Origin of the sequence: Bacillus sp. 005/A4HT-01/001 (genome assembly GCF_004634445.1) — a bacterium.
Classification (GTDB): Bacteria; Bacillota; Bacilli; order Bacillales; family Bacillaceae; genus Bacillus; species Bacillus altitudinis.
The window spans coordinates 1-26,311 of sequence record NZ_SEIZ01000012.1 but is presented as its reverse complement, the minus strand read 5'-3'; the positions used below and the strand labels follow the sequence as shown (position 1 = coordinate 26,311).

General features: G+C 42.9%; 25 protein-coding genes. 13 read left to right on the top strand and 12 right to left on the bottom strand.

Going from position 1 to position 26,311, the window contains the following annotated elements; translation table 11 throughout:
- Nucleotides 1-143: 143 nt before the first annotated feature.
- On the bottom strand, nt 144-764 hold the full coding sequence (locus ES896_RS19695) for an acetate uptake transporter (protein WP_007499188.1): 621 nt from the start codon (nt 762-764) through the stop codon (nt 144-146).
- Nucleotides 765-912: 148 nt separating this feature from the next.
- Here ES896_RS19695 and ES896_RS19690 point away from each other — a divergent pair, with 148 nt between their 5' ends.
- Nucleotides 913-1,734: a uroporphyrinogen-III synthase gene (locus tag ES896_RS19690; RefSeq protein ID WP_135227203.1), complete on the top strand. Its 822-nt coding sequence runs from the start codon at nt 913-915 to the stop codon at nt 1,732-1,734.
- 39 nt (nt 1,735-1,773) lie between these two features.
- Here ES896_RS19690 and uptA read toward each other — a convergent pair whose 3' ends face one another.
- The 3 genes from uptA to ES896_RS19675 are packed head-to-tail and all read right to left on the bottom strand — an operon-like array spanning nt 1,774 to nt 3,723.
- The gene (uptA, locus tag ES896_RS19685) at nt 1,774-2,376 is read right to left on the bottom strand and encodes an undecaprenyl phosphate transporter UptA (RefSeq protein ID WP_007499192.1); all 603 of its coding nucleotides are present in this window, start codon (nt 2,374-2,376) and stop codon (nt 1,774-1,776) included.
- Between the two features lie 53 nt (nt 2,377-2,429).
- Nucleotides 2,430-3,311: a UTP--glucose-1-phosphate uridylyltransferase GalU gene (gene galU / locus ES896_RS19680; protein WP_017359504.1), complete on the bottom strand. Its 882-nt coding sequence runs from the start codon at nt 3,309-3,311 to the stop codon at nt 2,430-2,432.
- Between the two features lie 4 nt (nt 3,312-3,315).
- The gene (locus ES896_RS19675; RefSeq protein WP_035392637.1) at nt 3,316-3,723 is read right to left on the bottom strand and encodes a GtrA family protein; all 408 of its coding nucleotides are present in this window, start codon (nt 3,721-3,723) and stop codon (nt 3,316-3,318) included.
- A gap of 167 nt (nt 3,724-3,890) precedes the next feature.
- On the opposite strand from ES896_RS19675, the gene ES896_RS19670 reads away from it, so the two are divergent.
- Nucleotides 3,891-4,121, top strand: coding sequence for an excisionase family DNA-binding protein (locus ES896_RS19670; RefSeq protein ID WP_008346618.1), 231 nt, complete (start codon nt 3,891-3,893; stop codon nt 4,119-4,121).
- Nucleotides 4,122-4,164: 43 nt separating this feature from the next.
- Here ES896_RS19670 and ES896_RS19665 read toward each other — a convergent pair whose 3' ends face one another.
- The 6 genes from ES896_RS19665 to ES896_RS19640 all read right to left on the bottom strand — a co-directional run bounded on the left by ES896_RS19665 (nt 4,165) and on the right by ES896_RS19640 (nt 11,898).
- A complete protein-coding gene (locus ES896_RS19665) occupies nt 4,165-5,265 on the bottom strand; it encodes a Ger(x)C family spore germination protein (RefSeq protein ID WP_231131710.1) in 1,101 nt (366 codons plus the stop codon).
- Nucleotides 5,262-6,362, bottom strand: a complete 1,101-nt coding sequence (locus tag ES896_RS19660) for a GerAB/ArcD/ProY family transporter (RefSeq protein WP_007499199.1) — start codon at nt 6,360-6,362, stop codon at nt 5,262-5,264. Before ES896_RS19660 ends, ES896_RS19665 begins: the two co-directional genes overlap by 4 nt.
- 12 nt (nt 6,363-6,374) lie before the next feature.
- Nucleotides 6,375-7,862, bottom strand: a complete 1,488-nt coding sequence (locus ES896_RS19655) for a spore germination protein (protein ID WP_019743946.1) — start codon at nt 7,860-7,862, stop codon at nt 6,375-6,377.
- Between the two features lie 78 nt (nt 7,863-7,940).
- On the bottom strand, nt 7,941-9,281 hold the full coding sequence (locus ES896_RS19650; protein WP_046343725.1) for a (Fe-S)-binding protein: 1,341 nt from the start codon (nt 9,279-9,281) through the stop codon (nt 7,941-7,943).
- Entirely contained in the window at nt 9,278-10,687 is a 1,410-nt protein-coding gene (gene glcD, locus ES896_RS19645; protein ID WP_024719419.1) for a glycolate oxidase subunit GlcD, read from the bottom strand. The genes ES896_RS19650 and glcD overlap by 4 nt, the downstream gene beginning before the upstream one ends.
- A gap of 77 nt (nt 10,688-10,764) precedes the next feature.
- A complete protein-coding gene (locus ES896_RS19640) occupies nt 10,765-11,898 on the bottom strand; it encodes a CdaR family transcriptional regulator (protein WP_046343722.1) in 1,134 nt (377 codons plus the stop codon).
- A gap of 125 nt (nt 11,899-12,023) precedes the next feature.
- On the opposite strand from ES896_RS19640, the gene ES896_RS19635 reads away from it, so the two are divergent.
- Complete coding sequence (locus ES896_RS19635) at nt 12,024-12,578, top strand: hypothetical protein (protein WP_017367394.1); 555 nt, start codon at nt 12,024-12,026, stop codon at nt 12,576-12,578.
- Nucleotides 12,579-12,611: 33 nt separating this feature from the next.
- On the opposite strand, the gene ES896_RS19630 is transcribed toward ES896_RS19635, so the two are convergent.
- On the bottom strand, nt 12,612-13,001 hold the full coding sequence (locus tag ES896_RS19630) for a tautomerase family protein (RefSeq protein ID WP_046343720.1): 390 nt from the start codon (nt 12,999-13,001) through the stop codon (nt 12,612-12,614).
- A 121-nt stretch (nt 13,002-13,122) separates the two neighbouring features.
- Complete coding sequence (locus tag ES896_RS19625) at nt 13,123-13,875, bottom strand: DeoR/GlpR family DNA-binding transcription regulator (RefSeq protein WP_017359514.1); 753 nt, start codon at nt 13,873-13,875, stop codon at nt 13,123-13,125.
- Between the two features lie 90 nt (nt 13,876-13,965).
- On the opposite strand from ES896_RS19625, the gene ES896_RS19620 reads away from it, so the two are divergent.
- The 10 genes from ES896_RS19620 (at nt 13,966) to ES896_RS19575 (ending at nt 26,172) form a co-directional block, all read left to right on the top strand.
- Complete coding sequence (locus ES896_RS19620) at nt 13,966-14,853, top strand: tyrosine-protein phosphatase (RefSeq protein WP_135227202.1); 888 nt, start codon at nt 13,966-13,968, stop codon at nt 14,851-14,853.
- A gap of 24 nt (nt 14,854-14,877) precedes the next feature.
- Nucleotides 14,878-16,413 carry a glycoside hydrolase family 10-like protein gene (locus ES896_RS19615; protein WP_135227201.1) on the top strand — a complete coding sequence of 512 codons (1,536 nt, stop codon included), beginning with the start codon at nt 14,878-14,880 and terminating at the stop codon, nt 16,411-16,413.
- A gap of 159 nt (nt 16,414-16,572) precedes the next feature.
- Nucleotides 16,573-17,715 carry an acyl-CoA dehydrogenase family protein gene (locus ES896_RS19610; protein ID WP_008346640.1) on the top strand — a complete coding sequence of 381 codons (1,143 nt, stop codon included), beginning with the start codon at nt 16,573-16,575 and terminating at the stop codon, nt 17,713-17,715.
- 42 nt (nt 17,716-17,757) lie between these two features.
- Nucleotides 17,758-19,395, top strand: a complete 1,638-nt coding sequence (locus tag ES896_RS19605) for an AMP-binding protein (RefSeq protein ID WP_046527658.1) — start codon at nt 17,758-17,760, stop codon at nt 19,393-19,395.
- An 8-nt stretch (nt 19,396-19,403) separates the two neighbouring features.
- On the top strand, nt 19,404-20,753 hold the full coding sequence (locus tag ES896_RS19600; RefSeq protein ID WP_007499213.1) for an acetyl-CoA carboxylase biotin carboxylase subunit: 1,350 nt from the start codon (nt 19,404-19,406) through the stop codon (nt 20,751-20,753).
- Nucleotides 20,750-20,965, top strand: a complete 216-nt coding sequence (locus ES896_RS19595) for an acetyl-CoA carboxylase biotin carboxyl carrier protein subunit (RefSeq protein WP_008346646.1) — start codon at nt 20,750-20,752, stop codon at nt 20,963-20,965. Before ES896_RS19600 ends, ES896_RS19595 begins: the two co-directional genes overlap by 4 nt.
- Before the next feature lie 12 nt (nt 20,966-20,977).
- Nucleotides 20,978-21,883, top strand: a complete 906-nt coding sequence (locus tag ES896_RS19590; RefSeq protein ID WP_041092795.1) for a hydroxymethylglutaryl-CoA lyase — start codon at nt 20,978-20,980, stop codon at nt 21,881-21,883.
- Nucleotides 21,884-21,898: 15 nt separating this feature from the next.
- Nucleotides 21,899-22,681, top strand: coding sequence for an enoyl-CoA hydratase (locus ES896_RS19585; protein ID WP_135227200.1), 783 nt, complete (start codon nt 21,899-21,901; stop codon nt 22,679-22,681).
- 18 nt (nt 22,682-22,699) lie between these two features.
- Complete coding sequence (locus tag ES896_RS19580; RefSeq protein WP_135227199.1) at nt 22,700-24,223, top strand: acyl-CoA carboxylase subunit beta; 1,524 nt, start codon at nt 22,700-22,702, stop codon at nt 24,221-24,223.
- 14 nt (nt 24,224-24,237) lie between these two features.
- A complete protein-coding gene (locus ES896_RS19575; RefSeq protein WP_035704411.1) occupies nt 24,238-26,172 on the top strand; it encodes an AMP-binding protein in 1,935 nt (644 codons plus the stop codon).
- The last annotated feature ends 139 nt before the right edge of the window (nt 26,173-26,311 follow it).

Sequence of the window (26,311 nt, the reverse complement as noted above, 5' to 3'; positions counted from 1 at the left end):
TAGTGTGGAACATGAGAAAAACACCTTCCTTTAGTATGCTTTTCTCTATTATAAAATGGGGTAGTGGAAAATTTAAGAAAAAAAATAAAGCTGTCGAGATTTTCTCGACAGCCTGAGAACTGCCAAGAGCAGTTCTTTTTTATTTATGCTTTAGTAAACACGCGAAATGGTTGTCCAACTGGCAGTACTGTACGACCAAAATGTGTATTCAGCACAACAGCTGCAGAACCATAAAATGAAAGAAGAGAAATAATCAATTCTGCAATACCAGCCATCGTATGAGTCACATCGTACATCACACCAAACGAGCTTAGGGACAGGCCAATGAATAAGAAATCAATAAAGACGAAAATCAAAAACAATACTTTATGTGTTTCCATTGCACCGATCGTCATAAATAAGCTGAAAATCAAATAACCAATAAAAGCAAAACCTAGTTGTTTTGGGTCCGCAGCTCCCGCAAGCGTTTTCCCAAAAACGCCAGCTTGAATGAGCCAAGTAGTTCCAACACCCATCCAAAAAAGACCGAATGCGCCGAAGGCAGTGGCTCCAAAAATATTATGATGCTTTGAATCTTGTATGGACGCGATCAGCTGCGCGATTCCTCCAAGGAAGATAGCCCAAGGTAAAATAAGGGATGTGCCATCTGTGATTCCTAGTTTTTGTGAAGACGCAACAAGCGTGACCATTGCTAAACCAAACAAACCAAGTGGTGTTGGGTCTGCGATTGATAATCGAATTGCTTGAACATTCTGTTTTTCCATAATGACCTCCTACAATTTGCACTTACAAAAGATACTCGAATTCGATAGAAACGTCAAGCTCTTTTTTAGTAGACACTTGCAACGTCTTCCAAATAAATCTATATTTAATACAATACATCATACATGTGATAGAAAAAGAGGGATGAGAATGAGTAAAGGCTTAGCTGGAAAGACCATTGCCATATGCGGAACAAGAAAAACAGAAGAAATGCGCACACTTGTTGAAAAGCAAGGAGGACAAGCTGTTATTCGTTCTCTTCAGGGCACTGTATTTTTAGCCAAAGAGGAATTAAAGCCAGGCATAGAAACCTTTGTAAAGAAGGGAGCTGACTGGGTCATTTTAACAACGGGTATCGGCACAGACACATTAATTGAAAGTGGAGAAGAGCTCCAGCTTGGAGAAGCATTTATGAACATTTTATCAAGTGCCCATATCGCTTCAAGAGGATACAAAACGTTTGCGGCTCTAAAAAAACACGGCATTCAGCCTGATGTTTCTGATGAAGATGGAACCGTTCGTGACCTCATTTCAAAGTTAGAAGACAAAGAACTTCAAGGTAAACGGGTCATGGTACAGCTTCACGGCGAAAATGCACCAGCTCTCATTGATTTTTTACATCACAAGGGAGCAGACGTTTTGCAGCTCATGCCATATCAGCACACGCCCCCTGAACCAGAGGCGGCAGACACTTTGCTTCAAGAAATGAAAGAAGGGAAGGTCCATGCCGTTTGTTTTACAACCGCTGTTCAGGTTCATGCCTTTTTCAAACTAGCAGAAGAATGGGGCAAAAAAGAAGAACTGCAACATCTATTCGAGCAGCATGTATTAGCTGTAGCTGTTGGAAAAGTCACAGCTGAAGCATTAAAAGAAGAGGGGATAAGCCGAATTCTAGCCCCTTCACTTGAAAGAATGGGTGCAATGATTATGGAATTATCTCAATATATGAAAAAACAATCGACGCACGCATAGAAAAAACGCCTTTCACATGACGAGTGAAAGGCGTTTTCGTTAGATTGTCCGTTTTCGATTTGTGCGAATTTTTTTCAAAACGAAATACAGTACGATGAGAACGATGGCAATGACCATAATTGGTGTTGTATACGTGTGAGCGACACTTTGAATGTGGTCCCATTTTGTCCCAAGCTGCATTCCAAGGTAAATAAATAGGATGGACCAAGGGATGGCGGCTAATCCGGTCAAAAGAACAAATTTGAGAAATGGCATCTTTGCAATACCAGCTGGAATTGAGATCGCGTGGCGCACGACTGGGATAAAACGAGCTGTAAATACGACACCCGTTCCATATCGGTCAAACCAGCGTTCTGCCGTGGCAATATGATGCTCATGGATGAATAAATACTTCCCATACTTTGTTAAAAAAGGTCTTCCGCCGTAAAGGCCGATCCAGTAAATAAAGCACTGGGCAAGTGTTCCTCCAATCACCCCAGCGATGACGGCTCCAACAAATCCAATGCTTCCTGTTGACACCATATATCCGCCGTAGGCAAGTACAATTTCACTTGGAATAATTTCAATCATCAGTCCAAGTGCAACACCTGCGTAACCAAGGCTTGTCAGCCAGGTTAAAATTTCATTAAACAAGGTTCCCATTCATTTCACTCTGCCTTTAAATACGAATTTTCTTCAAGCATCCTTATAAGAGCCTATGCTTGTTTTGCTTCTCTCATGAGTATGCTTTGCATATATGCTAGCATGGCTGTCCGCATATCATGACGCATCAATCCAATTTCAGCCGCTGCCTTAAATGAGCCCAGCTTATCACCAACGTCAAATCTCATCCCATCTAATTGTTTTGCATAAATGGGTGATTCATGTGCAATGATTTTCAGGGCATCTGTCAGCTGGATTTCGTTCCCGGCACCTCTCTCGATTCCTTGAAGAATAGGAAAAATCGATGGTGTTAACAAATACCTGCCCATCACGGCTAAATCGGAAGGAGCTTCATGAATAGCTGGCTTTTCCACTAAGTCTGTGACTTCAAACACTTGACCGTCTACTCTAGCTGGTCTTATCATACCATACTTACTGACATCTAGACGATCCACTTGCTGGACGCCAATGACCTCTCTTTGTTTGTCTTCAAAGACTTCCATGAGCTGAGAGAGTGCAGGTCTTTCTGACACCATGACATCATCACCTAAAAGGACCGCAAAAGGATCATTGCCAGTAAAATGACGTGCACATAATACCGCATGTCCAAGACCTAAGGGCTCCTTTTGACGAATATAATGAATATTGGCCATATCCGCAATATGTTTGATTTCAGCCAGCTGTTCATTTTTTCCTTTTTCAAGCAACGTGTGTTCTAGCTCAATCGAACGGTCAAAGTGGTCTTCAATCGATTTTTTATTTCTTCCTGTGATAATTAGTATATCTTCAATGCCTGATTGAACAGCCTCCTCAACTATGTATTGAATGGCGGGTTTGTCGATAATCGGCAGCATTTCCTTTGGCTGTGCTTTCGTTGCGGGTAAAAAACGTGTGCCTAATCCGGCTGCTGGTATAACGGCTTTTTTGATATTCATTGAATCATCGCTCCATTTCTGATGGTTTATTTTCTGATGGAAACACCCATAGGCGGCTTCCAGTAAAAGTGATCATCATGCCAAGAAGGGTACCAATCGCTTTACTAATGAATAATGAGAAACCTGCTTGCTGCATGACATATAAGACAACATAGGTGAGGAGGCACGCTGCGCCGTTGACTGTGGCCCACTTGATCCATTCCCACTTGTCAGCTTTCTTTTTCACTTGGAACGTCCATTTTCGATTCCAAACATAACTGTTCAGCATTCCTGCGGTATAGGACAGGCACTGTGCAAGAAAAGAGGGAACAAAGCAAGCAGTGAAAAAAAAGAAGAACAAAAAGTCAATCATCGTATTGCTAGCGCCTACAGTTAAAAATGCGGCATAGGTCCGAATATTTTTCTTTGTCATGCGAAGGATCATCACCTCCTAGTGTTTGAGTGGGTGTATGAATACTGTACAAAAGCGAGTTGACGAATCAGTGAAGAAAAGATGAAAAAAACATGAACAAGCGATATCTGTTTTTTGACCAGCTCGTGATATAATTTGTAAGATGAAACGAACGGTGGTGCACATGCATGTATTTAACAATTGGAGAAACAGCTGAATACTTAGAAGTATCAGAAGCATATGTTGAAAAATTAATCCAGCAAAAAAAGATTCGTTACGTATTTGACGGGGAATCGTATCTCATTTATCAAGGGCAGTTTCAAACCCATATGAAACAGCTAGAACAATATAAAGAGCTCATTCAAGACATCTTAAATGAACCAATCCCTGAGGACCCGGACGTAAAAGATGAAGATTAAAAAAGACTGTACGAGAAGGGAGAACCTTTTCATACAGTCTTTTTTATTGGCTGACACCCGTTTGGACAATGTTCATATGACAATTCACTTGGACATCTGCATCAGGGTAGATTTTTTGCCATTTCTCCGGTGTCATGGCTTTATCTTTAGAACGATATCTCAAACCAAGTCCAAGTGGATCAATTTTTTGCTTTTTAAAGGATTGAACAAGGTCTTTTCCTTGCTGGGCCACACGCTTCTCCACTTCTTTTTCAACATGCTGCAAGATAGAAGGCGTATCGATTTTTTTTGATTTCATAAATTCTTTTAACTCACCTTTCAGCTTGATATCAATGGTGATATGAGGCTTTTTTGAAAGGTTTTCAGTTGGTTTAATGTGATAAGACACATGTGATTTGATATTTTCAATGACAACATGGGTTTTCTTTGTGTCATTAAATCGAAACTCATAAATCCCATTTTTATGATTTTCAATCATCGCTTTAAACGTAAACGTATCTTCCCCTGGAATATGCCCAACCATTTTTTCTTGATCAAAAAGAGCGACACCTGACACTTTAATAGAGTTGCTTGTATTTTTAATGTAAGGGAGGTAGGCATCCACGCCTTTTGCCATCATCTGATTCATAAAAATATGCTGATTGGTCACAGGTTGATTGCCATTTCGCATGTTTTGGGCCAGCAAATCTGAAAGATATACACCGATATTTAAGTTGGTTTGATTCATCTTTGTATACAACAAATTTTCAACTTCTCCGCCTACTATGGCAAATACTTGACGGGACCCAATGATCGGATCACGATAAATGTAATTCATCAAATCAATCATACCCACTTCTTTCGCCAGCTTTTCACTTATTAAAATCACGAGTACTTGTCCCATGACAACGGGGAAAGGCGATTTTTCCGACACAAGAAACTGAATATTACTAATGGTATTTGACTTAGCACTTACAATTTGGTAACTTCCTTGTTCTTCGCTTTTAAAAACAGGGAAAACAAAGAAGCCCTTCATTTCTCCATCATCCAATAAGTCAAATCCCGCTGCCTGCGAGATACTTAATTCATCTAAGAGACGAGGCTGTGCACAGCTCGTTAAGAAAAGGCTCAATAACATGAGACACACGAGAATATAATGTTTCATGCGCGTTTTTTCACCCACCTTTTTTTCAGCAGCAGCCCAATGATCATACATCCAGTCAATCCATATATGAGGATATATCCGCTATATTCCACCCATTTATTAAACGTCTCAAAAGAGGTGGCCTCGATCAAAAATGAAAACATGACGAGAATGAGAAGGCTGAGAACAATTAACGTCATGCGTTGGCTCGTGTGAAACACTTGTTTTGCCATTCTGCTGGCTGCCCATAATGGAATAGCGATATTCGGAACGATAAGCAAAAGCCATAGCGACACTTCAATAAATTCAAAGCGCTGGATAAACGGAAGTTTGACAATGCTGGTTAATGTCAATGTCGGCCATTTCGTTAGTTCGAGCTGAGCACTTGAGTAGTACGCTATAGAGACGAGAAATACAAGCAAATTCAGGCATGTCGTTAGCAACACTCCCATATGTGCAAATTTTTGCGACGTTTGTGCTTTTTTAATAAAGGGATAATAGACAAGCAATGTTCCAAAACCAAACATGGATAAAGAGGCATCTTTGACCCCCATCATGAGTTGTGAAAATGAATGATCAAACATTGGGAACATAAACCGGATGTGACTATATTTCATGACATAAAAGCAGATAAAGGTCATCCAGTACGTTAGAACAATGCTAAAGAATGCCCAGCCAGCGATTGTTCTAAATCCGCCTGTGTGAATGTAATAGACGAGGATGAGCAGCACTGATGCAAATAAAAGACCAGGAATTTCTTTAAACAGCCAAACATGGATTACATCCATATAATGAACAAGCACGATCAAAGATAATGAAGAAAAATACAAAATGTAGAGAATGTTGATGAATTGTCCAAGCCATTTACCAAACACAGATTGCGTAATGTCACTAAATTCGTCAGTAGGTGCTTTTTTAAACAAAAAGTAAATGAGGAAAATCATCAAATTGACGCTTGCACCAGCAATTAAAATGGCGATCCACCCATCATTATTAATCGTCCGGACCAGATTCGTCTGGAAATTTAAAATACCAACACCAACTTGATTGGCATTGATCAGAAAAAACACAAAAAAAGGGGATACTTGAAATTTTTCTTTCACAGAAGAAGAGCTCATGCCTTCACTTCCTTATTCATAAAAATCATTTTTCCCCTTACGGCCTTGCTTTGGCTTTTGGCGGTGTATCGTTTCATTTTGCGGCCGTAAATTTTCTGGACGTTTTTTCAAAAAGCGGAGTTGGGGCCGAATCAAACTACCTTTTAAATCGGCCAATCGAAGTGGAAAGATTGGCTCTAAGTAAGGCTGGCCTATAGACGTTAATTTCATTAAATGTGTAAGAAGAAAAGCCCCCATTAGCGAAATCCCTAGCGCTCCCCACACTTGTGCAGCAAAAAGGAATGGGAAACGTAAGAGACGAATGGTTGTCCCCATTTTATAAATAGGAGTGACAAAAGAGGCAAGAGCTGATAATGCGACAATAATGAGCAAAATATTACTTGTTAATCCCGCTGCAACCGCAGCCTGTCCGATCACAATACCTCCAACAATCCCGAGCGTCTGTCCGACTTTTGCAGGAAGGCGAGACCCGGCTTCCCTAAGTAGCTCAATCGATATCTCTAAAAATAATGCTTCAATAATAGGCGGAAAGGGCACGAGATAGCGTGATGCGACAATCGTTTCTAATAAGTCCTTAGGAATCAGTTCATAGTGAAACGTTAAAACTGCTACATACAAAGGGGTTGCAAAAATAGAAAATATCACTGCAAAAATGCGTAACAGCCGAAAGGAAGATGCTGCGATCCAAGACATGTTATAGTCTTCCATTGTAGAAAAATACTCGAGTAAAATTGTAGGTGCAAGCAGGGTATGAGGCGAACCGTCAACCATAATGGCTATTTTTCCTTCCGTTAAACCTGAGGAAACCCTGTCTGGCCGTTCTGTATTTAAAAACAATGGAAAGATTGTATTGGACACATCATAAAGCATTTGCGCAAGATAGTTAGAATCTAGAATTTGGTCATAGTCAACATCTTGAATCCGCTGAAGAACGGTTTCAATGTTCTGCGGGTTGGCGATATTCTCTATGTATACAACGGCTACTTTCGTTTGAGAAAGGGTACCAACTGTGTGTTCAACTACTTTAAGGTCAGGAGTGGGCAGCCTGCGCCTAATCAAGTTTAAGTTTGTGTCCAGCCCTTCCACAAATGCTTCCTGCGCACTAATGATTCCGAATTCAATCTCAGGCGGGCCCACTTGTCTGCCTTTCTTTTCTTCAATCGGCAAGAGAAGCGTATTGCCCCAATCTGTCTCAATCCGAACAGCAATACTGCCCCGATGAAGAGCTTCTTCCACTTTTTGAAGGTCCTTCGTAATCACAGCTTGTTCAATTGGGATGTGTTCTTTCAGCTCTTCAAGGGTGGGTGTTAGATGCAATTGTTGAATAAAAGGCAAGATTTGTTCATGAAGGAGATTTCCATTAATTAAAGAACGAAAAAAAGAAATTCTGTAAAGAAAACCTCCGGAACTTGATAATTCATTGATAAAATCAGAAGAGCGCGATAATGCTTCAAATACTGAATTCGGGTCTTTCTGTTTTGATTTGTTTTTCTTCAGCACTTGAACCATCTCCTTCCGTGATTTGCCTCTATTATCCAACCGATCTTCTGAAGATATGCATAAAAAAAGCGTTCAGCTTCATGAACTGGACGCTTTTTTTCCATATTGAACGGCTTCTAGTAAAAAGTCTGCCAGATGAATCGCTCTCATGCTAGGCATATGTCCTGCCTTTTTGACGCCAGCTGCCATTTGTAATTGACAACCTGGATTCGACGTCACAATGGCAGCTGCAGCTGTGTTGCTCGCTTCAGTCATTTTATGATCTAAAATTTGCATCGACATGTCTGGCTGCAAGATATTGTAGATTCCTGCAGATCCGCAGCAGCGGCCGGCATCTTTCATTTCTTTAAACGTTACCCCTTGAATGGCTTTCATGAGCACCCTCGGCGCCTGTTGTACATTCATCCCATTTCGTAAATGACAGGAGTCTTGATAGGTGATCACTTGCGCTGGCAAAGCCAGTGGCACGTGGCGGTGAAACTCCAGCTCTACAAGGATACTTGATATATCGGTTATTTTCTGTGAGAAGGCTTTACTTCGTTTTTGAAAATCTGGATCATCCTGAAGCAAATGACCGTAATCGCTTAAAAAGGCGCCACAGCCGCCCGCGTTCATGACAATCGCATCAGCATCTGTTTCCTCGAATGCTTCAATATTCCGCTTGGCTAACTGTTTTGCTTGGTCTTTTTCTCCGCTATGACCATGTAGCGCGCCGCAGCACGTTTGTATAGGAGGAACGATCACATCGCAGCCTGCCAGCTGCAAGAGATGAATGGTCGCTTTGTTTGTGTTTGAGAAAACTGTATCCATTAAACAGCCAGTAAAAAACGCCACCCGTTTTTTTGCCTGACCAATGGCTTTATATTCATTCAAACGTTTTTTCTTTTGAGGCGGCACCTTTGGAAGTGCCTGTTCCATCAACTGTAAATGGGAGGGAAGCACCTTCAGTATGCGAGTCTTCCTGGCGGCTGTTTGCAGACCAGATGTTTGATAAAATCGAAGAAAACTAGCAGCTTGTCGCATACGACTTTGTGATGGAAAGAGACCTTTAAACACAACACGTCTCATCAATTTGACGGGAAACGATTGTTTTTTATGTTGTTGAATAATGTCTCTGGCATCTTCTAGCAACTGTCCATACTTGACGCCAGAAGGGCAGACTGGTTCACATGCACGGCAGCCAAGACAAAGATTAAGGGAATGTTCAACATCTTCATCCGGCTCAATGACGCCATCTCTTACAGCTTTCATTAACGCAATTCGGCCCCGAGGAGAGTGCGTTTCTTGTTGTCCAGATTCAATATAGGTAGGGCAGGAAGGGAGGCAGAAGCCGCAGCGCATGCAATTAAGCAGCTCCTTTTCATCCATTTGCTCCTGAAACTGCTGCTGGATCTCTTTTTGCTTAGAAGAAGAACTCATGAGACCACCACTCGCTTTCTTGAGGCTTTTCCAAACACTTTATCTGGATTCATGATATTTGCTGGGTCAAGTGCCTGTTTAATCGCCTTCATGGCAGCGATTCCTTCTTTTTTGACCTTCAGCTCCAAATAGGGGGCTTTCATGAGACCCACGCCATGTTCGCCTGTAATGGTGCCGCCAAGTGCAACGGCTTTTTCAAAAATGGCCTGAAAGGCAGCTTCTACACGTTTCATTTCTTCTTCATTTCTTGCATCTGTCGCACAAGTGGGGTGTAAGTTGCCATCACCTGCATGACCAAACGTACAAATGTTCACCTCGTACTTTCGTGCAATGTCTTCGATTGCACGAACCATATTGGCAATTTCAGACCGGGGAACGGTAGCATCTTCTAAAATCGTTGTAGGACTTAATCGAGCGAGGGCAGATAAAGCAGAGCGTCTCGCTGTTAAGAGTGCACTTGCCTCTTCTTCTGAATGTGCAATCTTGACGCTTTTAGCCCCGTGCTGCTCACAGACTTCTGCGATTTTTTGGATATCACGAGAAACAGCTTCAGGGTTGCCGTCCTGTTCAATTAATAACACAGCTTGAACGTCGGTGGGCAGGCCGATGTTTGCAAAATCTTCAACGACTTCAAGGGTCGGCTGATCCATAAATTCTAATGTAGCAGGAATGATACGCTCAGCAATGATGGCCGATACAGAAGTCGCAGCTTCTTCAAGGCTTTCGTATAAACAAAGCATTGTTTGTTTCGTTTCTGGAAGCGGCAGGAGCTTTAGCACCGCTTCTGTGACAATCCCGAGTGTTCCTTCTGAACCAACGAACAATCGAGTCATATCATAGCCAGCGACATCTTTTGCAAGCTTTCCGCCTGTTTTGATGATGTCACCATTTGGCAAAACCACTTCAAGCCCAAGGACATAATCCCTTGTCACTCCATACTTTAACCCCCGCAGTCCCCCTGAATTTTCGTTAATATTGCCGCCTAATGTGGAAATTTTCATAGAGCTTGGATCAGGCGGGTAGAAGAGACCTTTTTCCTCTACTTGATGAATCAATTCCTGCGTAATTAAGCCAGGCTGCACCGTTGCGGTTAAATTTTCTTCGTCTATTTCTAATAATTGATTCATTCTAGTAAAGAGAATCACCAATCCGCCCTGAGTAGGGCATGTTCCTGCGCACAGATTCGTCCCTGAGCCTCTTGGGACGATCGGCACCTTGTAAGAGGCGCACAGTTTCACAATTTGCTGCACTTCTTCTGCCGTGCGAGGTGTCACGATGGCATCTGGCATCTGTTGAAAATTTGGTGTCGCATCATAAGAGTAGGCAAGACGATCCGCCTTGCTGTCTTGGACATTGGGCGCACCGACAATCTCTTTTAATTGATTTGAAAATTCTGAATCTAGCATATACAATCACTCCCGCTCATTTAACGTCTCGTTTCTACAAGTATAAAAAAAGAACCGCCACATGACTATAGACGATTCTACAAAATATCAGGCTGTTTTATCGTATTTTTTGTATCATGATCTAAAAGCAGCAAGGCTAAATAAAAAAGCATCGCATCTTGCATGCGCTTTGGATCAAGTGTCGTTAAATCCTGGATCCGTTTTAATCTGTAATGAAGTGTATTAATATGGACATGCATAGTTTCTGCTGTATGTTTCAATGAGTAATCCGAAGCGATGAGCACCCGCAATGTTTTCACTAGTTCAGGATAGGGGAAAAGAGACGCAATCGTTCGATCAAGAAACGCATCTTTTGTTTCCTGACTGATTTCCTCCATAAAAAGTTCAAGCGTCAAATCTTCATCAAACACAATGGGTGTTTCAGCATGCGCCAATTTTAAAGCGCGAAAAGCTTGATGAAAGGACTGCTTCATGACATGAGAAGCTGCTGGTTTTCCTGCCCCCATTAAAATCCTCGATGGTGACAGCGCTGTGAGCGCAGCATGAATATGGAACAAGCGCTTGTGCCATGTTTCTCGACCATCTGGTGTGGCTTGTAGCATGAGCAAAAAACGTGCATGCCCCCAGCGCACAATGATCTCCTGATTGGTGAGTTGCAATTTGTCCTTCATCAGTTTGTATTGATCCTGCTTCATAAACGTTTCGTCTTGACAATCAATGAGAATAGCGACACGCTGCTTGTTGACATCAAAGCCTAGCCGCTGCGCCTTCTCGGTCATACCAGCCGCTGTCTCTGGCAGGTGAAGCCAGTCGAATACAAAGGCTTCAAGCTGCCGTTCATCTGTTTCCGTTTCTTGAAAGAATTCATGCTCTTGAATAAGCAGCTCCGTCATTTTACGTAAAATATCGCCAAAAGGGGAGACATGCCTTGGATCACCTGTCATTCCAATGACCCCAATGACTTCTTGTTTGAAATAAATAGGCAGATTGATCCCGGCTTTGACGCCTTTCATCTGCAGCACATCATCCTTTGTGAGAATTCGTTTCTGCCCTTCTAAGGATGTGACATATGCTCCTTCATGAAATTGACCAATGCGTGCTGGATCTGTTGCAGCAATAATGGTACCGTTTGTTTGTGTGATGATGATTTCTTCCGTCAGTACCTTTTTGACCTCATCTACGATTTTTTCTGCCAGTGTCATTGTGAGCAAAACGGTCCCCTCCGAGATGTTTCTTTTTCCACTATCATACCATCATATGCTCAGGCATATCTTTCTTTTCATGTGTTATGCTAAAATAAAAAACGCATATGAAGTAGATGAAAGGAGATACAGTCATGTCACTGCAAAATCGCTTACAAGATTTATTGAAAGAAGGGCAGGCGCTCACCGACTTTGAATATAACAAAGCCGCAAGTCAAAATTGGCCGCTAGAAGGGGCAAAAATGACAGAAGAAGCACGCTTTGCTGATGTTTATATAGAACGTGTAGACAAGGAATCGGAGGAAATGATTCAAACAGAAAATGCTTCCTTTTTAAATACACCTCTTACATACGTAAAAAAACAACAAAAAGAATTCATTTATATCGAGTCGAAGTGGTTTGATGTGGTGAGAGCCGACGGACTTGCCATAGAATGGGATGAAGTATTTCAGACGTATACCGTGTTATTCGGATTGAAGCGTCCTAAAAAAGATACTGGATTACTAAAAGAGATGCTCTCAACATTAAATGGTGCTCAGCTTCAATTTAATGGACAAGACGGGTTATTTGATATCAACATTCCGCTTCTTGAACTAGAAGACATCAAAGAAGATACGCCTTTAATTGGTGTGATCTCAGCAGTGTACCGCTATTTATTCAACTTGCTCATGCAGCTTGAAAATGAATGAATCAAAAAACGGCTCACATTCCTGAGCCGTTTTTTAGAGCAATCCTCTTATGAATTGAGCCTCACCCATCCCGAAGCTCCAATCGGCGTCTCCATTTTCCACGATGGAAATCATCACATCCGTCTTGGCAACCCCGCATTCTTTTTCTATACGTTCTGCGATTTGTACATAAAGTTGTTCCTTTTGCTCTTTCGTCCGCTGTTTACTAACAACACTAATGACAACCAGATCCTTTGTTCTCGGATAACCAAGCCCAGTGTCTTCAATGATCATCTCTTCAGGGCGGTGCTGATGAACAATTTGATAGCGATCTCGTTCAGGTACCCCAAAGGCATCAACCATTGCTTCATGGCAAGTGTCCAGCAGTTTTTTTAATTCCTCTTTTGAACGGCCTTCTATCACGTCAAAACGTAACAACGGCATCAGGTCAACCTCCAAACATGTGTTAAATGTACAATCATAATGTAACCAACACTTCGCCGTTTCACTCTTTTGCGCATAAGAAAAAAGCCAACACATTGACGCTTGGCTTTTTCGCTCTGGACTAAGGCGTGACAAATTTCACATCATGTTCTTTTCCATATTGAAGGTAATCTTCATTTGGTTGTTCATTCGTCACGACGATGTCTATGTCTTTTAAGTCACAAAACGTGGTCAAGGCATAATGGTCGAACTTACTATCATCGACTAATAAAAAGGTTTTGGCGTTTTTTTCAACGAGCGTTTTTTTAATATCTGTCTCAAGCGGGGAGGAATTCGTGACGCCATGATCAATGGATAAACCCGTTGATGCAATAAATGCTTTATTGACATTGTATGCTTTGAGACGCTCAACACTTTGATAACCAACGAAAGAATTTGTTTTTCGCTCTAGCATACCGCCGGTTGAAAAGATGGTGAGGTGTTCATAAGGCATAGCCTGTGTAATGAAATCCACGTTATTTGTCACAACGGTAATCCGTTTCTCCTTCAAATAGGGAAGCATCTCCAGTGTCGTTGTACCAGAATCAACAAAAATCATATCACCATGTTCAACAAAAGCAGCGGCAGCCTGTCCGATCAATTGTTTTTTACTCAGCTGACGAGTCTTTCGCTCCTGATACACCACCAATGTTGAGTGATTCACAGCGACGCCGCCGTACACTTTCTTTAGCACGCCGGATTCTACCAATGCTTGTACATCTCGGCGTATGGTGTTTTTTGAGACGCCAAAATGCGTCACAAGCTCATCAAGAGAGGCAGATTCCCGGTCAAATACATACTCTTTTATTTGCTGAATACGTTTTGTTTTTATCATGCTACAATCTCCAATCAATACGAATATGCTGATTCTATTATAACAATAATTCCACGTAAAAGATGTCACTGATCAACATGGGAGAATCGAATGATCTTTTTCTCTTATCTTTTCTCATTTTTCATAAAAGCGTATGATAGAGAAAAGAGGATAGAAAGGATTTTCACTTCTATGAATCAACACAACATACAATTTTCAAAGCTTGCAAATTTTAGAGAAGTAGGGGGACTCCAAACAACGGATCAGATGGTCATCAAACAAGGAATGATTTATCGATCTGCTGATTTATCACGTCTCACGAAGCAAGACATAATGACGTTCTCAACACTTGGAATTCAAACGATTTGTGACCTGCGTACAAGCTCAGAACGAAAATCACACCCGCCAAAGATCATGGAACATGACAAAATTGTTCATATCCCTATGCAGCCTGACAGCATGATGCCTAGCAAATGGACCATGTTTCGTATGCTGATAGCAGAAGGAAAATCTCTATCCTTTACACCGATCATGAAAGATGTATATCAAAGCATGCTCTATGAGCGAAAAAAAGAGATTCAGCAATTGTTTACATTACTGTCCGATGAAAAAAATTATCCGCTTATGCTTCACTGTACAAGCGGAAAGGACCGTACAGGCTTTTTATCTGCTCTTATTCAATTAGCAGCGGGTGTGCCGGTGCATACCGTTTTAAGTGAATACATGCGTTCCAATGAAGGCGTGAAAATGCTAGTGAAAAGACAAGAACGATTTGTTCGCATGATGAGTTTATATCGGGTGTCAAAAGAACAAATTCAGCCCCTGCTTGGTGTGCAGCAAGATTATCTTGAAGATGTACTGAATGAGATGATGGATACATACGGAAGTGCAGAGCGGTATTTACTAGAAGCCTGCGACGTCCCGAAAGATCAGCTACTTAAAATGAAAAACATCTTGCTTACACCATCTGCTGGCATTCCATCACAAAACGCAGAATAAACTTAATATGAGGTGATGCAAACCATGCTGAAAAAGATCAGTATGACGGTTCTGACACTAGTTTTCATGGGTGTCTTCTTATTGATTCCGTCTAGCAGTCTAGCTCGTTCGATGCCAAAAGGGAAGCTTGAGAGCACAAGAGAGATGCGTGCAGTGTGGGTCGCATCAGTTTATAACTTAGATTGGCCTTCAAAGAAAGGACTGCCCGCAGATGAGCAGAAACAAGAGTTCATTCAACTGTTAGACGACATCAAAGCGATGAATATGAACGCCGTCATCATGCAAATTAAACCAACAGCAGATGCCTTTTATCCGTCGAAATTCGGGCCATGGTCTGAATATTTGACTGGTACACAAGGGAAAGACCCTGGATATGACCCGCTTGAATTTATGATAGAAGAAGCACATAAACGCGGCCTTGAATTTCATGCTTGGTTTAACCCTTATCGAATCACCATGAATCATACCGATCTCAACCGGTTATCAGCCGATCATCCTGCAAGAGCACACCCTGAGTGGACCATCGCCTACGGAAATCAGCTGTACTTTAATCCAGGCATTCCTGATGCTCAGGACTTCATTGTTGACGGGATAGAGGAAGTAGTGAAAAACTACGATATTGATGCGGTGCATATGGATGATTATTTTTACCCGAATAAAATCGCTGGTGTTCCATTTCCAGATCAAGAAACGTATGAAACTTACGGGCAGAAATTCACACATATAGAAGATTGGCGAAGAGATAATGTGAACGAGCTAGTGAAGCAAATCAATAACACCATTAAGAAAGAAAAGCCGTATGTGAAATTCGGCATTAGCCCATTTGGTGTATGGCGCAACATAAAAGATGACCCAACCGGTTCAAACACAACAGCAGGGATGACCAATTATGATGATTTGTATGCTGATACAAGAGAATGGATACAGCAGCACCATATTGATTATATCACCCCGCAAATTTATTGGAGTATCGGCTTTCAGCCCGCTGCCTATGATGTGCTGACGAAATGGTGGTCAAATGAAGTGAAGGGGCAACCTGTTCACTTGTACATTGGCCAAGCGACGTATAAAATCAATCAAAACAGTGATCCTGCTTGGTCTGATCCCGAGGAGTATTTTCGCCAGATCGAGCTGAACAGGCAGTCACAGCTCGTACAAGGAAGCATGCATTTTAGTCTGAAAGATATCAATCGGAATCCCTTGAATGTAAAGAAACGATTAATAGAAGAAACCTATAGCAAACCAGCTCTCATACCAGAGATGCCATGGCTTCATCAAAAAGCGCCAAAAAAACCAATCATCCAATCTGTGAAAAAGACAGAGTATGGCGCAGTTTTACAGATACAAAATGATCCGCGCTCTAGTGCATCCTATTATGCAGTCTATCGATTGTCGAATAAAGGGACATACGAATTTGTGCAAACGGTCAGAAAAGAAACAGGTTCCTTCACACAAACGAAAGACATTTTAGCCAATCAAAAGAAGAGCTATACCTATAAAGTGACGGCACTCAATCGCCTTCATCATGAAAGCAAACCTTCTACAAAAACAGTAAAATAACAAAGACAGCATAAATGAGGGTTTTCCTCCATTTATGCTTTTTTGCTTTCTCTATTTTTCTACTATTTTTATTTTAATTTTCTGAATTCAATCAAGCTTGGCATGAAGCAGCTATTTCAATAATAAATATGATAGAAAAGCGCCAAAGGGGGAAGCACAATGGATTTTGAATTAACGAAAGAGCAGCAAATGATCCGTCAGATGGTCAAAGAATTTGCAAAAACAGAAATTGCACCGCACGCTCAAACTGTTGATGAACAGGCAGCATTTCCCGTAAAAACATTTCAAAAAATGGGGGAGCTCGGTTTTATGGGTATACCCTTTCCAGAGAAATATGGAGGTTCTGGAGGAGATACGATCTCGTATGCACTGGCAGTAGAGGAAATTGGCAAGCAGTGTGCCAGTACAGGTTTAAGTTATGCCGCAGCGGTTTCCTTAGGCGCAAGTCCACTTTATTACTTCGGGACGGAGGAGCAAAAGATGGACCATCTTGTTCCATTAGCCTCTGGAACAGCGCTTGGCTCCTTCGGATTAACAGAACCAAACGCTGGATCAGATGCAAAAGGAACAAAAACAAAAGCCATTCAAGACGGACAAGAATATGTCATCAGTGGGGAAAAGTGCTGGATCACAAATGCCAATTATGCCAGAACGATTATTGTCACCGCTGTAACAGATCATGATGAAAACGGACGTCCAATCATCTCCGCCTTTATTGTGGAGAAAGGACAAAAGGGACTGTCGATTACAAACCCATATGACAAAATGGGGGTTCGTGGTTCAGATACGGCTGAAATCATTTTAGACGAAGTGCGTGTACCAGCGCATCATATATTAGGAGACAAATCGAAAGGATTCAAGCAATTTTTATATACATTAGACGGCGGACGAATTTCCATTGCAGCCTTATCCGTCGGAATTGCACAAGCGGCACTTGATGCTTCACTTTCCTATGCAAAAGAAAGAAAGCAATTTGGAAAGACGCTCTCATCCTTCCAGGCCATTCAGTTTAAGCTGGCGGATATGGCGATGCAAATAGAGCTTGCAAGACAAATGGTCTGGAAAGCCGCTTGGCTGAAAGATCAAGGCAAACCATTTACAAAAGAAGCGGCCTATGCCAAACTGTTTGCTTCAGAAATGGCCACAAAAGCAAGTCTTGATGCGGTCCAAATTCATGGCGGAACAGGCTATATGAAAGAATGCGGTGTTGAACGGCTTGTGAGAGATGCCAAGCTGATGGAAATCGGAGAAGGAACCTCTGAAATTCAGCGGCTCGTGATCGCAAGACAGCTGTTAGCGTAATACCTCAATGAAAACGCTTACTACACATAAGGGAGGAAAGCAATGATGTCGATTCACCCGCAAACGATTGGCTCCCTATTAAGAGAAAAAAAAGAACAGCACCCAGCACATGAAGCCATTGTTTACCCAGAACGTTCTTTACGTTATTCGTACGAAGCGTTTTATCGAGAGGTCAAGGAAACAGGTAAAGGTCTCATGGCATTAGGGGTTCAAAAGGGAGATCACATCGCCATTATGGCACCAAATATACCTGAATGGCTCATTCTTCAATTTGCCTGCGCCTCCATTGGTGCTGTTCTTGTCACTGTGAATACCAATTTTCAATCACAGGAACTCGCCTATTTACTCAAGCATTCTGACAGCAAAATGTTGTTTATTGTAGACGGCTTTAAAGAAACGTCCTATGTCAACATGCTTGAAGAGCTGATTCCAGAACTTCAAACCGCTCATCAAGAGGAGATCACTTCCACACAATTTCCTTATTTAAAAAGATGTATCTATATCGGTCAGCATGTACCAAACGGCATGCTCAGCTGGGATCGTCTTCAAGTGGCAGCCAAAAGAACCGAAGATCATGAATGGGAGAAGCGAATGAATGAGCTCACGCCTGATGACGTTATTAATATGCAGTACACTTCAGGCACAACCGGCTATCCAAAAGGCGTCATGCTCAGCCACACAAACATCGTCTGTAATGCGAGTCAGATCGCAGATTGTATGAAATTAACAGAGCAGGACCGTATGTGTATCCCAGTACCGTTTTTTCATTGCTTCGGCTCTGTTCTTGGTGTACTTGCTTGTCTCACAAAAGGGGGAACGATCATTCCACTTGAATCATTCCATCCAGAACGAGTCCTTCAAACAGTAGAAAAAGAAAAATGCACGGTTCTTCACGGTGTACCAACCATGTTCATCGCAGAGCTCGATCATCCAAATTTCCACTCTTATGACCTGTCCACATTACGAACGGGGATTATGGCCGGTTCACTCTGCCCATCCCACGTCATGAAAGCAGTCATTGAAAAAATGGGATTAAGAGAGCTCACGATTGCCTATGGTCAAACCGAAAGTTCACCCGTCATTACCCAAACAAGAACCGATGATTCGTTTGAAAGACGTGTTCAAACGGTCGGACGTGCGCTTCCTCAAATTGAAGTCAAAATTGCTTTACCAGGGACATCAGAAGAAGTGCCAAGAGGACAGCAAGGAGAGCTTTGTACAAGAGGTTACCATGTCATGAAGGGCTATTATAAAAACGAAGAAGCAACAAATGAAGTCATTGATGAGGACGGATGGCTTCATACAGGGGATTTAGCTGAGATGGATCATGACGGTTATGTGAAAATCACAGGCCGGCTCAAAGATATGATCATCAGAGGCGGAGAGAATGTGTACCCAAAAGAGATTGAGGATGTCCTATACACTCACCCTGCCATTCTTGACGCACAGGTCGTTGGTATTCCTGACGAGACATACGGCGAGGAAGCAGCCGCATTCATTCGGCTGAAACAAGGGAAGTCGGTCTCAATTGAGACATTAACGAGCTATTGTCAGTCACAAATGGCACGCTACAAAATCCCGAAATACTTTTTCATTACAGATGAGTACCCAATGACCGCCTCAGGCAAAATTCAGAAATTCCGCTTGAAAAAGCAGGCGCTTGATCTAATAAAGGAGTGAAGGCAGCGATGTTTGAACAAGTATTGATCGCCAATCGAGGCGAAATTGCCCGTAGAGTGATTCGGACATGTAAACGGCTCGGAATCAAAACCGTTGCCGTTTATTCAGAGGCTGATCAGCATGCACTCCATGTGCAAGAAGCAGACAGCGCCTATTATATCGGCGGCGCTAAAGTTTCTGAAAGCTATTTAAACATGGAAGCGATCATTAAGGTTGCCAAACAAACAAATGCTGATGCTATCCACCCAGGGTATGGTCTTTTATCAGAAAATGCGGCATTTGCTGAGCGCTGCCGGAGCGAAGGCATTGCCTTTATTGGACCATCTGCACAAGTCATTCAGCAGATGGGAAATAAAATTGAAGCGAGAAAAACGATGGAACAAGCGGGCATCCCAATCGTTCCTGGTGTTTCAGCCCCGCTCCATGATGCAGACGAAGGGGTTCATAAAGCACAGACACTCGGCTATCCCATTATGCTAAAAGCATCGAGTGGTGGCGGTGGGATTGGTATGCAGCTCGTCCGCAATGACGAAGAACTGCATCGAGCGTTTGAAGGAAATCAAAAAAGAGCACAAAGTTTCTTTCAAGACGGTACTTTATACATGGAAAAGGTGATTGAACACGCACGGCACATCGAAATTCAAGTTCTTTTTGATTCGTTCGGTCACGGCGTTCACTTATTTGAAAGAGATTGTTCACTCCAAAGAAGACATCAGAAAATTGTTGAAGAGGCACCAGCCGTCTGTCTTGAAGAAACGGTGAGACAGCAAATGGGACAGATGGCCGTCAAAGCTGCCAAAGCGATTGGGTATGAAAATGCGGGCACGATTGAATGTTTAGTCGATCAAAACCAGCAATTTTATTTCTTAGAAATGAATACGAGATTGCAAGTAGAACACCCTGTCACTGAAGAAATTACCGGGATTGACCTTGTCGAGGAGCAGCTAAAAATTGCAGCATTAGAGCCCCTGTCTTTCAGCCAAGAGGATGTTCATCAAATTGGGCATGCGATTGAAGTTAGAATATACGCTGAAGACCCTGTGACATTTTACCCTTCGCCAGGCACGATCACTCGGCTTTCTACACCTGATGCCCCATATATCCGTCATGAGTCAAGCGTAACGAGCGGAAGTGTCATTACCCCATTTTACGATCCAATGATTGCGAAAATGATTGTGTACGGTGATACTCGAAAACTCGCCATAGAACGATTAAAAGCAGCATTACAAGCATATGAAATAGAAGGGATCAAAACCAATGTACCGCTTTTAAAGGAAATGGCCGAATCAACTGCCTTTTTACATGGCAGCATCACAACCGATTTTCTGATGAAAAAAAGGGAGGAAAACCGTTCATGAAAACTGTCACGATACAAATGGCCGGAAACTTATGGAAGCTTCTTGTGAAACAGGGTGATGATGTGCAAAAAGGACAGGAAGTCGCCATCTTAGAATCGATGAAAATGGAGATTCCCATTGTTGCAGAAGAAGCAGGTGTGATCAGTAAAGTGTATAAGGCGGAGGGGGACTTTGTTGACGAGGGAGAGGTACTTTTAGAGCTGACAGAATAGGGGGAAAGCCGCATGGCATTACCAAAAAACGTGCTCATTAGAGAGGTCGGCCCGCGCGATGGCCTGCAAAATGAATCCGTTTGGCTGGACACAATGGAGAAGCGAACATGGATCCATTTACTCGAAGAAGCCCATCTTCCTTATATTGAAGTCACCTCATTTGTTCATCCGAAATGGGTTCCAGCCTTAAAAGACGCCAAAGAATTAGCCCAATCATTAAACAAAAAAGAGGATATTACCTATGCCGCACTCATCCCAAATGAAAAGGGGTTAGCTCATTTTTTTGAAGCAAACCTTGAGCTAGGGGCTATGTTTATCTCAGCGAGTGAGACACATAACAAAAAGAATATGAATCGATCTATACAGGAAACATTGCCTGTGATCAAACAAATGACAGCCGATTTAAAAGCAGAAGGACGGCAAACGCGGGCCTATATTTCAACCGTGTTTGGATGTCCTTATGAAAGACAAGTACCGATGGACCAAGTGCTGCGATTAACGGAACAGTTGCTGTCCTTCGGCATTGATGAAATATCACTTGGGGATACCATTGGGGAAGCCCATCCGCTGCAAGTAGAAAGACGGTTAGACCTTTTACTTGAACGCTTTCCTGCTGATAAAATCGCGCTTCATTTTCATGATACGAAAGGAATGGGGCTTGCCAATATTTATACAGCATTAAAAGCCGGCATCACCATATTTGATGCCTCTAGCGGGGGACTTGGCGGCTGTCCTTATGCACCTGGCTCCAGCGGAAACGTGGCGACAGAAGACGTGGTGCACATGCTTCACAAACTCGGGATCGAAACAAATGTCGACCTCCCTCGCTTGATCAAAGCGGCTGAATGGATTGAAGCAAAAGTGGATCGAACCCTGCCAAGTCACTGTTTACGCGCTTTTCAGTCTCACACTACTTGATAAAGGGTGAATCACATGACATCATTGGTCAATTTTTCAATACAAGATGATCATATTGGCATCATGACATTAAATAGACCAGCACAAGCCAATGCTCTATCAGCTGCTATGCTAGAGGAAATCAATCAAACGATTCAAGAAATCAAACATGATGAAAACATCCGCTGTTTGCTCATGACAGGAACTGGCGCTAAAGTTTTTTGCGCAGGAGCAGACTTAAAAGAACGGCGATTGATGACAGAACAAGAAGCCAAAGAAGCTGTTCTGACCATTCAGCAAACCTTTACAGACATTGAATCTTTGCCTGTTCCTGTCATTGCCGTGATAAACGGACACGCACTTGGCGGAGGTCTTGAGCTCGCGCTCGCCTGTGATCTCCGCATCGCAAGAGCGGGTGCAGCGCTCGGCCTGCCGGAAACAGGACTAGCTATCCTGCCGGGAGCAGGGGGCACACAAAGACTTCCGCGCCTGATCGGACCCGGGAAAGCGAAAGAAATGATCTTCACAGGCACTTCTTTACGAGCAGAAGAAGCCGTTCAAATCGGGCTAATTGAACGTATCTCTACAGCCGATTCACTGATGAATGATGCCATCACACTCGCAAAACAAATCACTAAGAATGGACCGATTGCTTTAAAAGAAGCAAAACAAGCCATTCAATCCAGCCTTAATCACGATTTGCAAACAGGGCTGACGAAAGAATACGAAGCTTATCTGCGGCTAATTCATACAGAAGATCGACTAGAAGGTCTCAAGGCTTTTCAAGAAAAACGAACGCCTCATTACAGAGGCAAATAGCAAGAAAGGGGAATGTTTATGATCGAAGAATATGAATTAAAAAAACAACGAATTGAAAAGGGCGGGGCAGAACGCTACCATCAAAAAAACAAAGAAAAAGGAAAATTATTTGTCCGTGATCGGCTTCATTTGCTATTAGATGAGGATTCTTTCATTGAAGATGCCATGTTTGCAGAGTGCAAAGATGAACATTTACCAGCAGATGGTGTCGTCTCAGGAACCGGGCGTATGAATGGGCAGACTGTTTGCGTCATGGCAAACGACTCTACGGTTAAAGCAGGATCGTGGGGCGTCAAAACAGTAGAAAAAATCATTCGAATTCAAGAAACGGCCGAGAAGCTCAATTGTCCAATGCTGTATTTAGTCGATTCTGCGGGTGCAAGAATCACCGATCAAATCGCCATGTTTCCAGGCAGAAGAGGAGCAGGGCGCATTTTTTATAACCAAGTCAAGCTGTCTGGGCGCATTCCTCAAATTTGTTTACTATTCGGTCCTTCTGCAGCCGGTGGTGCGTATATCCCTGCTTTTTGTGACATTGTCGTCATGGTCGAAGGAAATGCCTCTATGTATTTAGGCTCGCCGCGAATGGCTGAAATGGTGATCGGTGAAAAAGTATCGCTTGAGGAAATGGGCGGTGCGAAAATGCATTGCAGCATTTCTGGATGCGGAGATATATTAGCGGAAACAGAGGAAGAGGCTATTCAAATTGCACGTGATTATTTAACCTATATGCCTGCCAACTATACAGAAAAACCAAAAACGACAGCAGCAAAAGCACCTAAACCATCTGAAACCACCATCCAAGACTTAATCCCTAAAGGCCAGAATACCCCATTTGATATGTATCAACTCATCGATTTACTGATTGATGAAGGGTCATTTTTTGAAATCAAAAAGCTGTTTGCCGCAGAGTTAATCACAGGCTTTGGCAGAATGAACGGTCAGCCTATCGGTCTCATTGCCAATCAGCCAAGGGTCAAAGGCGGCGTATTATTCCACGACTCAGCTGATAAAGCCGCCAAGTTTATTCAGCTCTGTGATGCCTTTCATATCCCGCTGCTCTTTCTCGCGGACATACCAGGATTTATGATTGGAACAAAAGTGGAACAAGCCGGCATTATTCGTCATGGGGCAAAAATGATCTCCGCTATGTCAGAGGCGACCGTTCCGAAAATATCCGTCATCGTCCGTAAAGCATACGGAGCAGGACTATATGCAATGGCAGGCCCTGCTTTTGAGCCAGACTGCTGTCTCGCTCTTCCATCGGCGCAAATCGCTGTGATGGGTCCAGAAGCCGCTGTAAATGCCGTCTATGCAAATAAAATTGCAGAACTCCCGCCCGAAGAGAGGGCTTCATTTATACAAGAGAAACGGAAGGAATACCAGGAAGATATGAATATCTATGAGCTTGCCTCTGAAATGATTGTCGATGGCGTCATCCCATTTGACCGTCTAAGAACGGAACTTTGTCATAGATTACTAGCCTATTCATCGAAAGACATGACATTTACGAAACGAAAACATCCGGTCTATCCGGTCTAAAGGGGGCAGTCCTCATGATCAACCTGAAACCAGAATGGATACCGGAAGAAAAGCAGAGCCAAAAAACACGTTTGCATCAGTGGATGAAATCTCTTGGTTTTTCTACGTATGACTCATTCTATCAAGCCAGTATTGCACGCACAGACTGGTTTTGGAGAGAAGCGGAAAAGGCGGTTGGAATTCAGTGGAAAAAACCATATGAAGCGGCATTAGGTCACCACTCATTGATGTGGCCGAAATGGTATCAGGGCGGCACACTTAACATCACCGAAACGGCTGTGGACAAATGGGCAGAAAAAGAAGAGACGAAGCATCAGCCCGCCATCATTTGGAGCAATGAAGCCGGTGAAGAAAAGAAATGGTCATTTCTCGAACTTCAAGAGAAAGTGAGCCGTCTTGCAGCTGGCTTTTTGAAAGAAGGACTTCAAAAAGGGGATGTAGCCATCATCTATATGCCAATGCTTCCAGAAACGGTCGCCGTCATGCTTGCCTTTACAAAGATTGGTGTTATTTTCAGCCCAGTCTTCTCAGGCTATGGAAGCGAGCCACTCGCTGTACGCATTCGTGCGTCAGGCGCATCCATTGTCGTCACAGCGAATGAAATGATGCGGCGAGGGAAAACGATCAACATGCGGGAATGTGTGGCGGATGCCATCAACAAAACAGCAACTGTGCAAAAAGTGATTGTGCACACTTCCTCTCATACCGGATATCAGGGCGATGTCCTGCTAAATGATTTGTTACAAGAACAGCCGATCACCGGCGCGACCTATGTCACAAATGAAGATCCGCTGATGATCTTGTATACGTCAGGCACAACCGGCACACCAAAGGGAGCCGTTCATACACACGCAGGCTTTCCGATAAAGGCAGCTTTTGATGCCGGGCTATGTATGGATGTGGCAAAAGGAGACCGGTTGTTTTGGCTGACTGATATGGGCTGGATGATGGGGCCATTCCTCGTCTTTGGCGGCTTGATCAATGGAGCTGCCATCGTTTTATATGACGGCGCTCCCGATTATCCAGATGAGCAGCAGCTCTGGTCATTCATCCATCAGAAGAAAGTCACTCATTTTGGGCTTTCCCCTACATTTGTTCGTTCTGCGATGCAGCAAACGATTGATGGGGTCGAGCTATCGCATGTCAAAGCCATTATTTCTACAGGGGAACCATGGAATGAAGCTCCGTGGCAATGGTTATTTCACACCATTGGTCAAAAGAACATTCCAATCTTAAATTATTCAGGAGGAACCGAGGTTTCTGGTGGCATTGTAGGCAGTACGCTGCTTCGTCCCATCAAACCGATTCTCTTTAATGCGGCGATCTTAGGAATGGCGGCAGATGTATACAATGAAGCTGGGCAAAGCGTGATGAATGAAGTAGGGGAGCTTGTGGTGAAAAAGCCATGGGTCGGCATGACATGTGGTTTTTGGAACGAACCGGAGCGTTATGAAGATACGTATTTCAAACGATTTGATGGTGTATGGACACACGGAGATTGGGTCATGCAAACAGAGGACGGAGAATTCCACATCACCGGCAGATCGGATGATGTCATTAATACAGCAGGGAAACGTATCGGGCCAGCTGAAATTGAATCCATCCTTACATGGCATCCTGCCGTGCATGAAGCCGCTGTGATTGGGGTAAAGGATGAGGTGAAAGGGGAGGCGCTCGTCTGTTTCATCGTGACCAGTCCTCATGCTTTTGAAGAAGCAACCCTTATCCAAGAGCTTTCAGCCCATGTTGGTTCACATGCTGGAAAAGCGCTCACACCAAAAGAAGTTCATCTCATTTCAGCTTTACCGAAAACAAGGAATGGAAAAATTGTACGACGTTTACTTAAAGGGGCGTATGAAGAGAAGCCTTCACCCGATCTATCTTCATTAGACAATCCAGATGTATATAAGAGTCTGACCGAATACTTGAATAAGAGACAGAAAAAATAAAAAAGACAGGATAATTCCTGTCTCCAGGCTGTCGAGAAAATCTCGACAGCTTTATTTTTCCCCTTAAATTTTCCACTACCCCATTTTATAATAGAGAAAAGCATACTAAAGGAAGGTGTTTTTCTCATGTTCCACACTA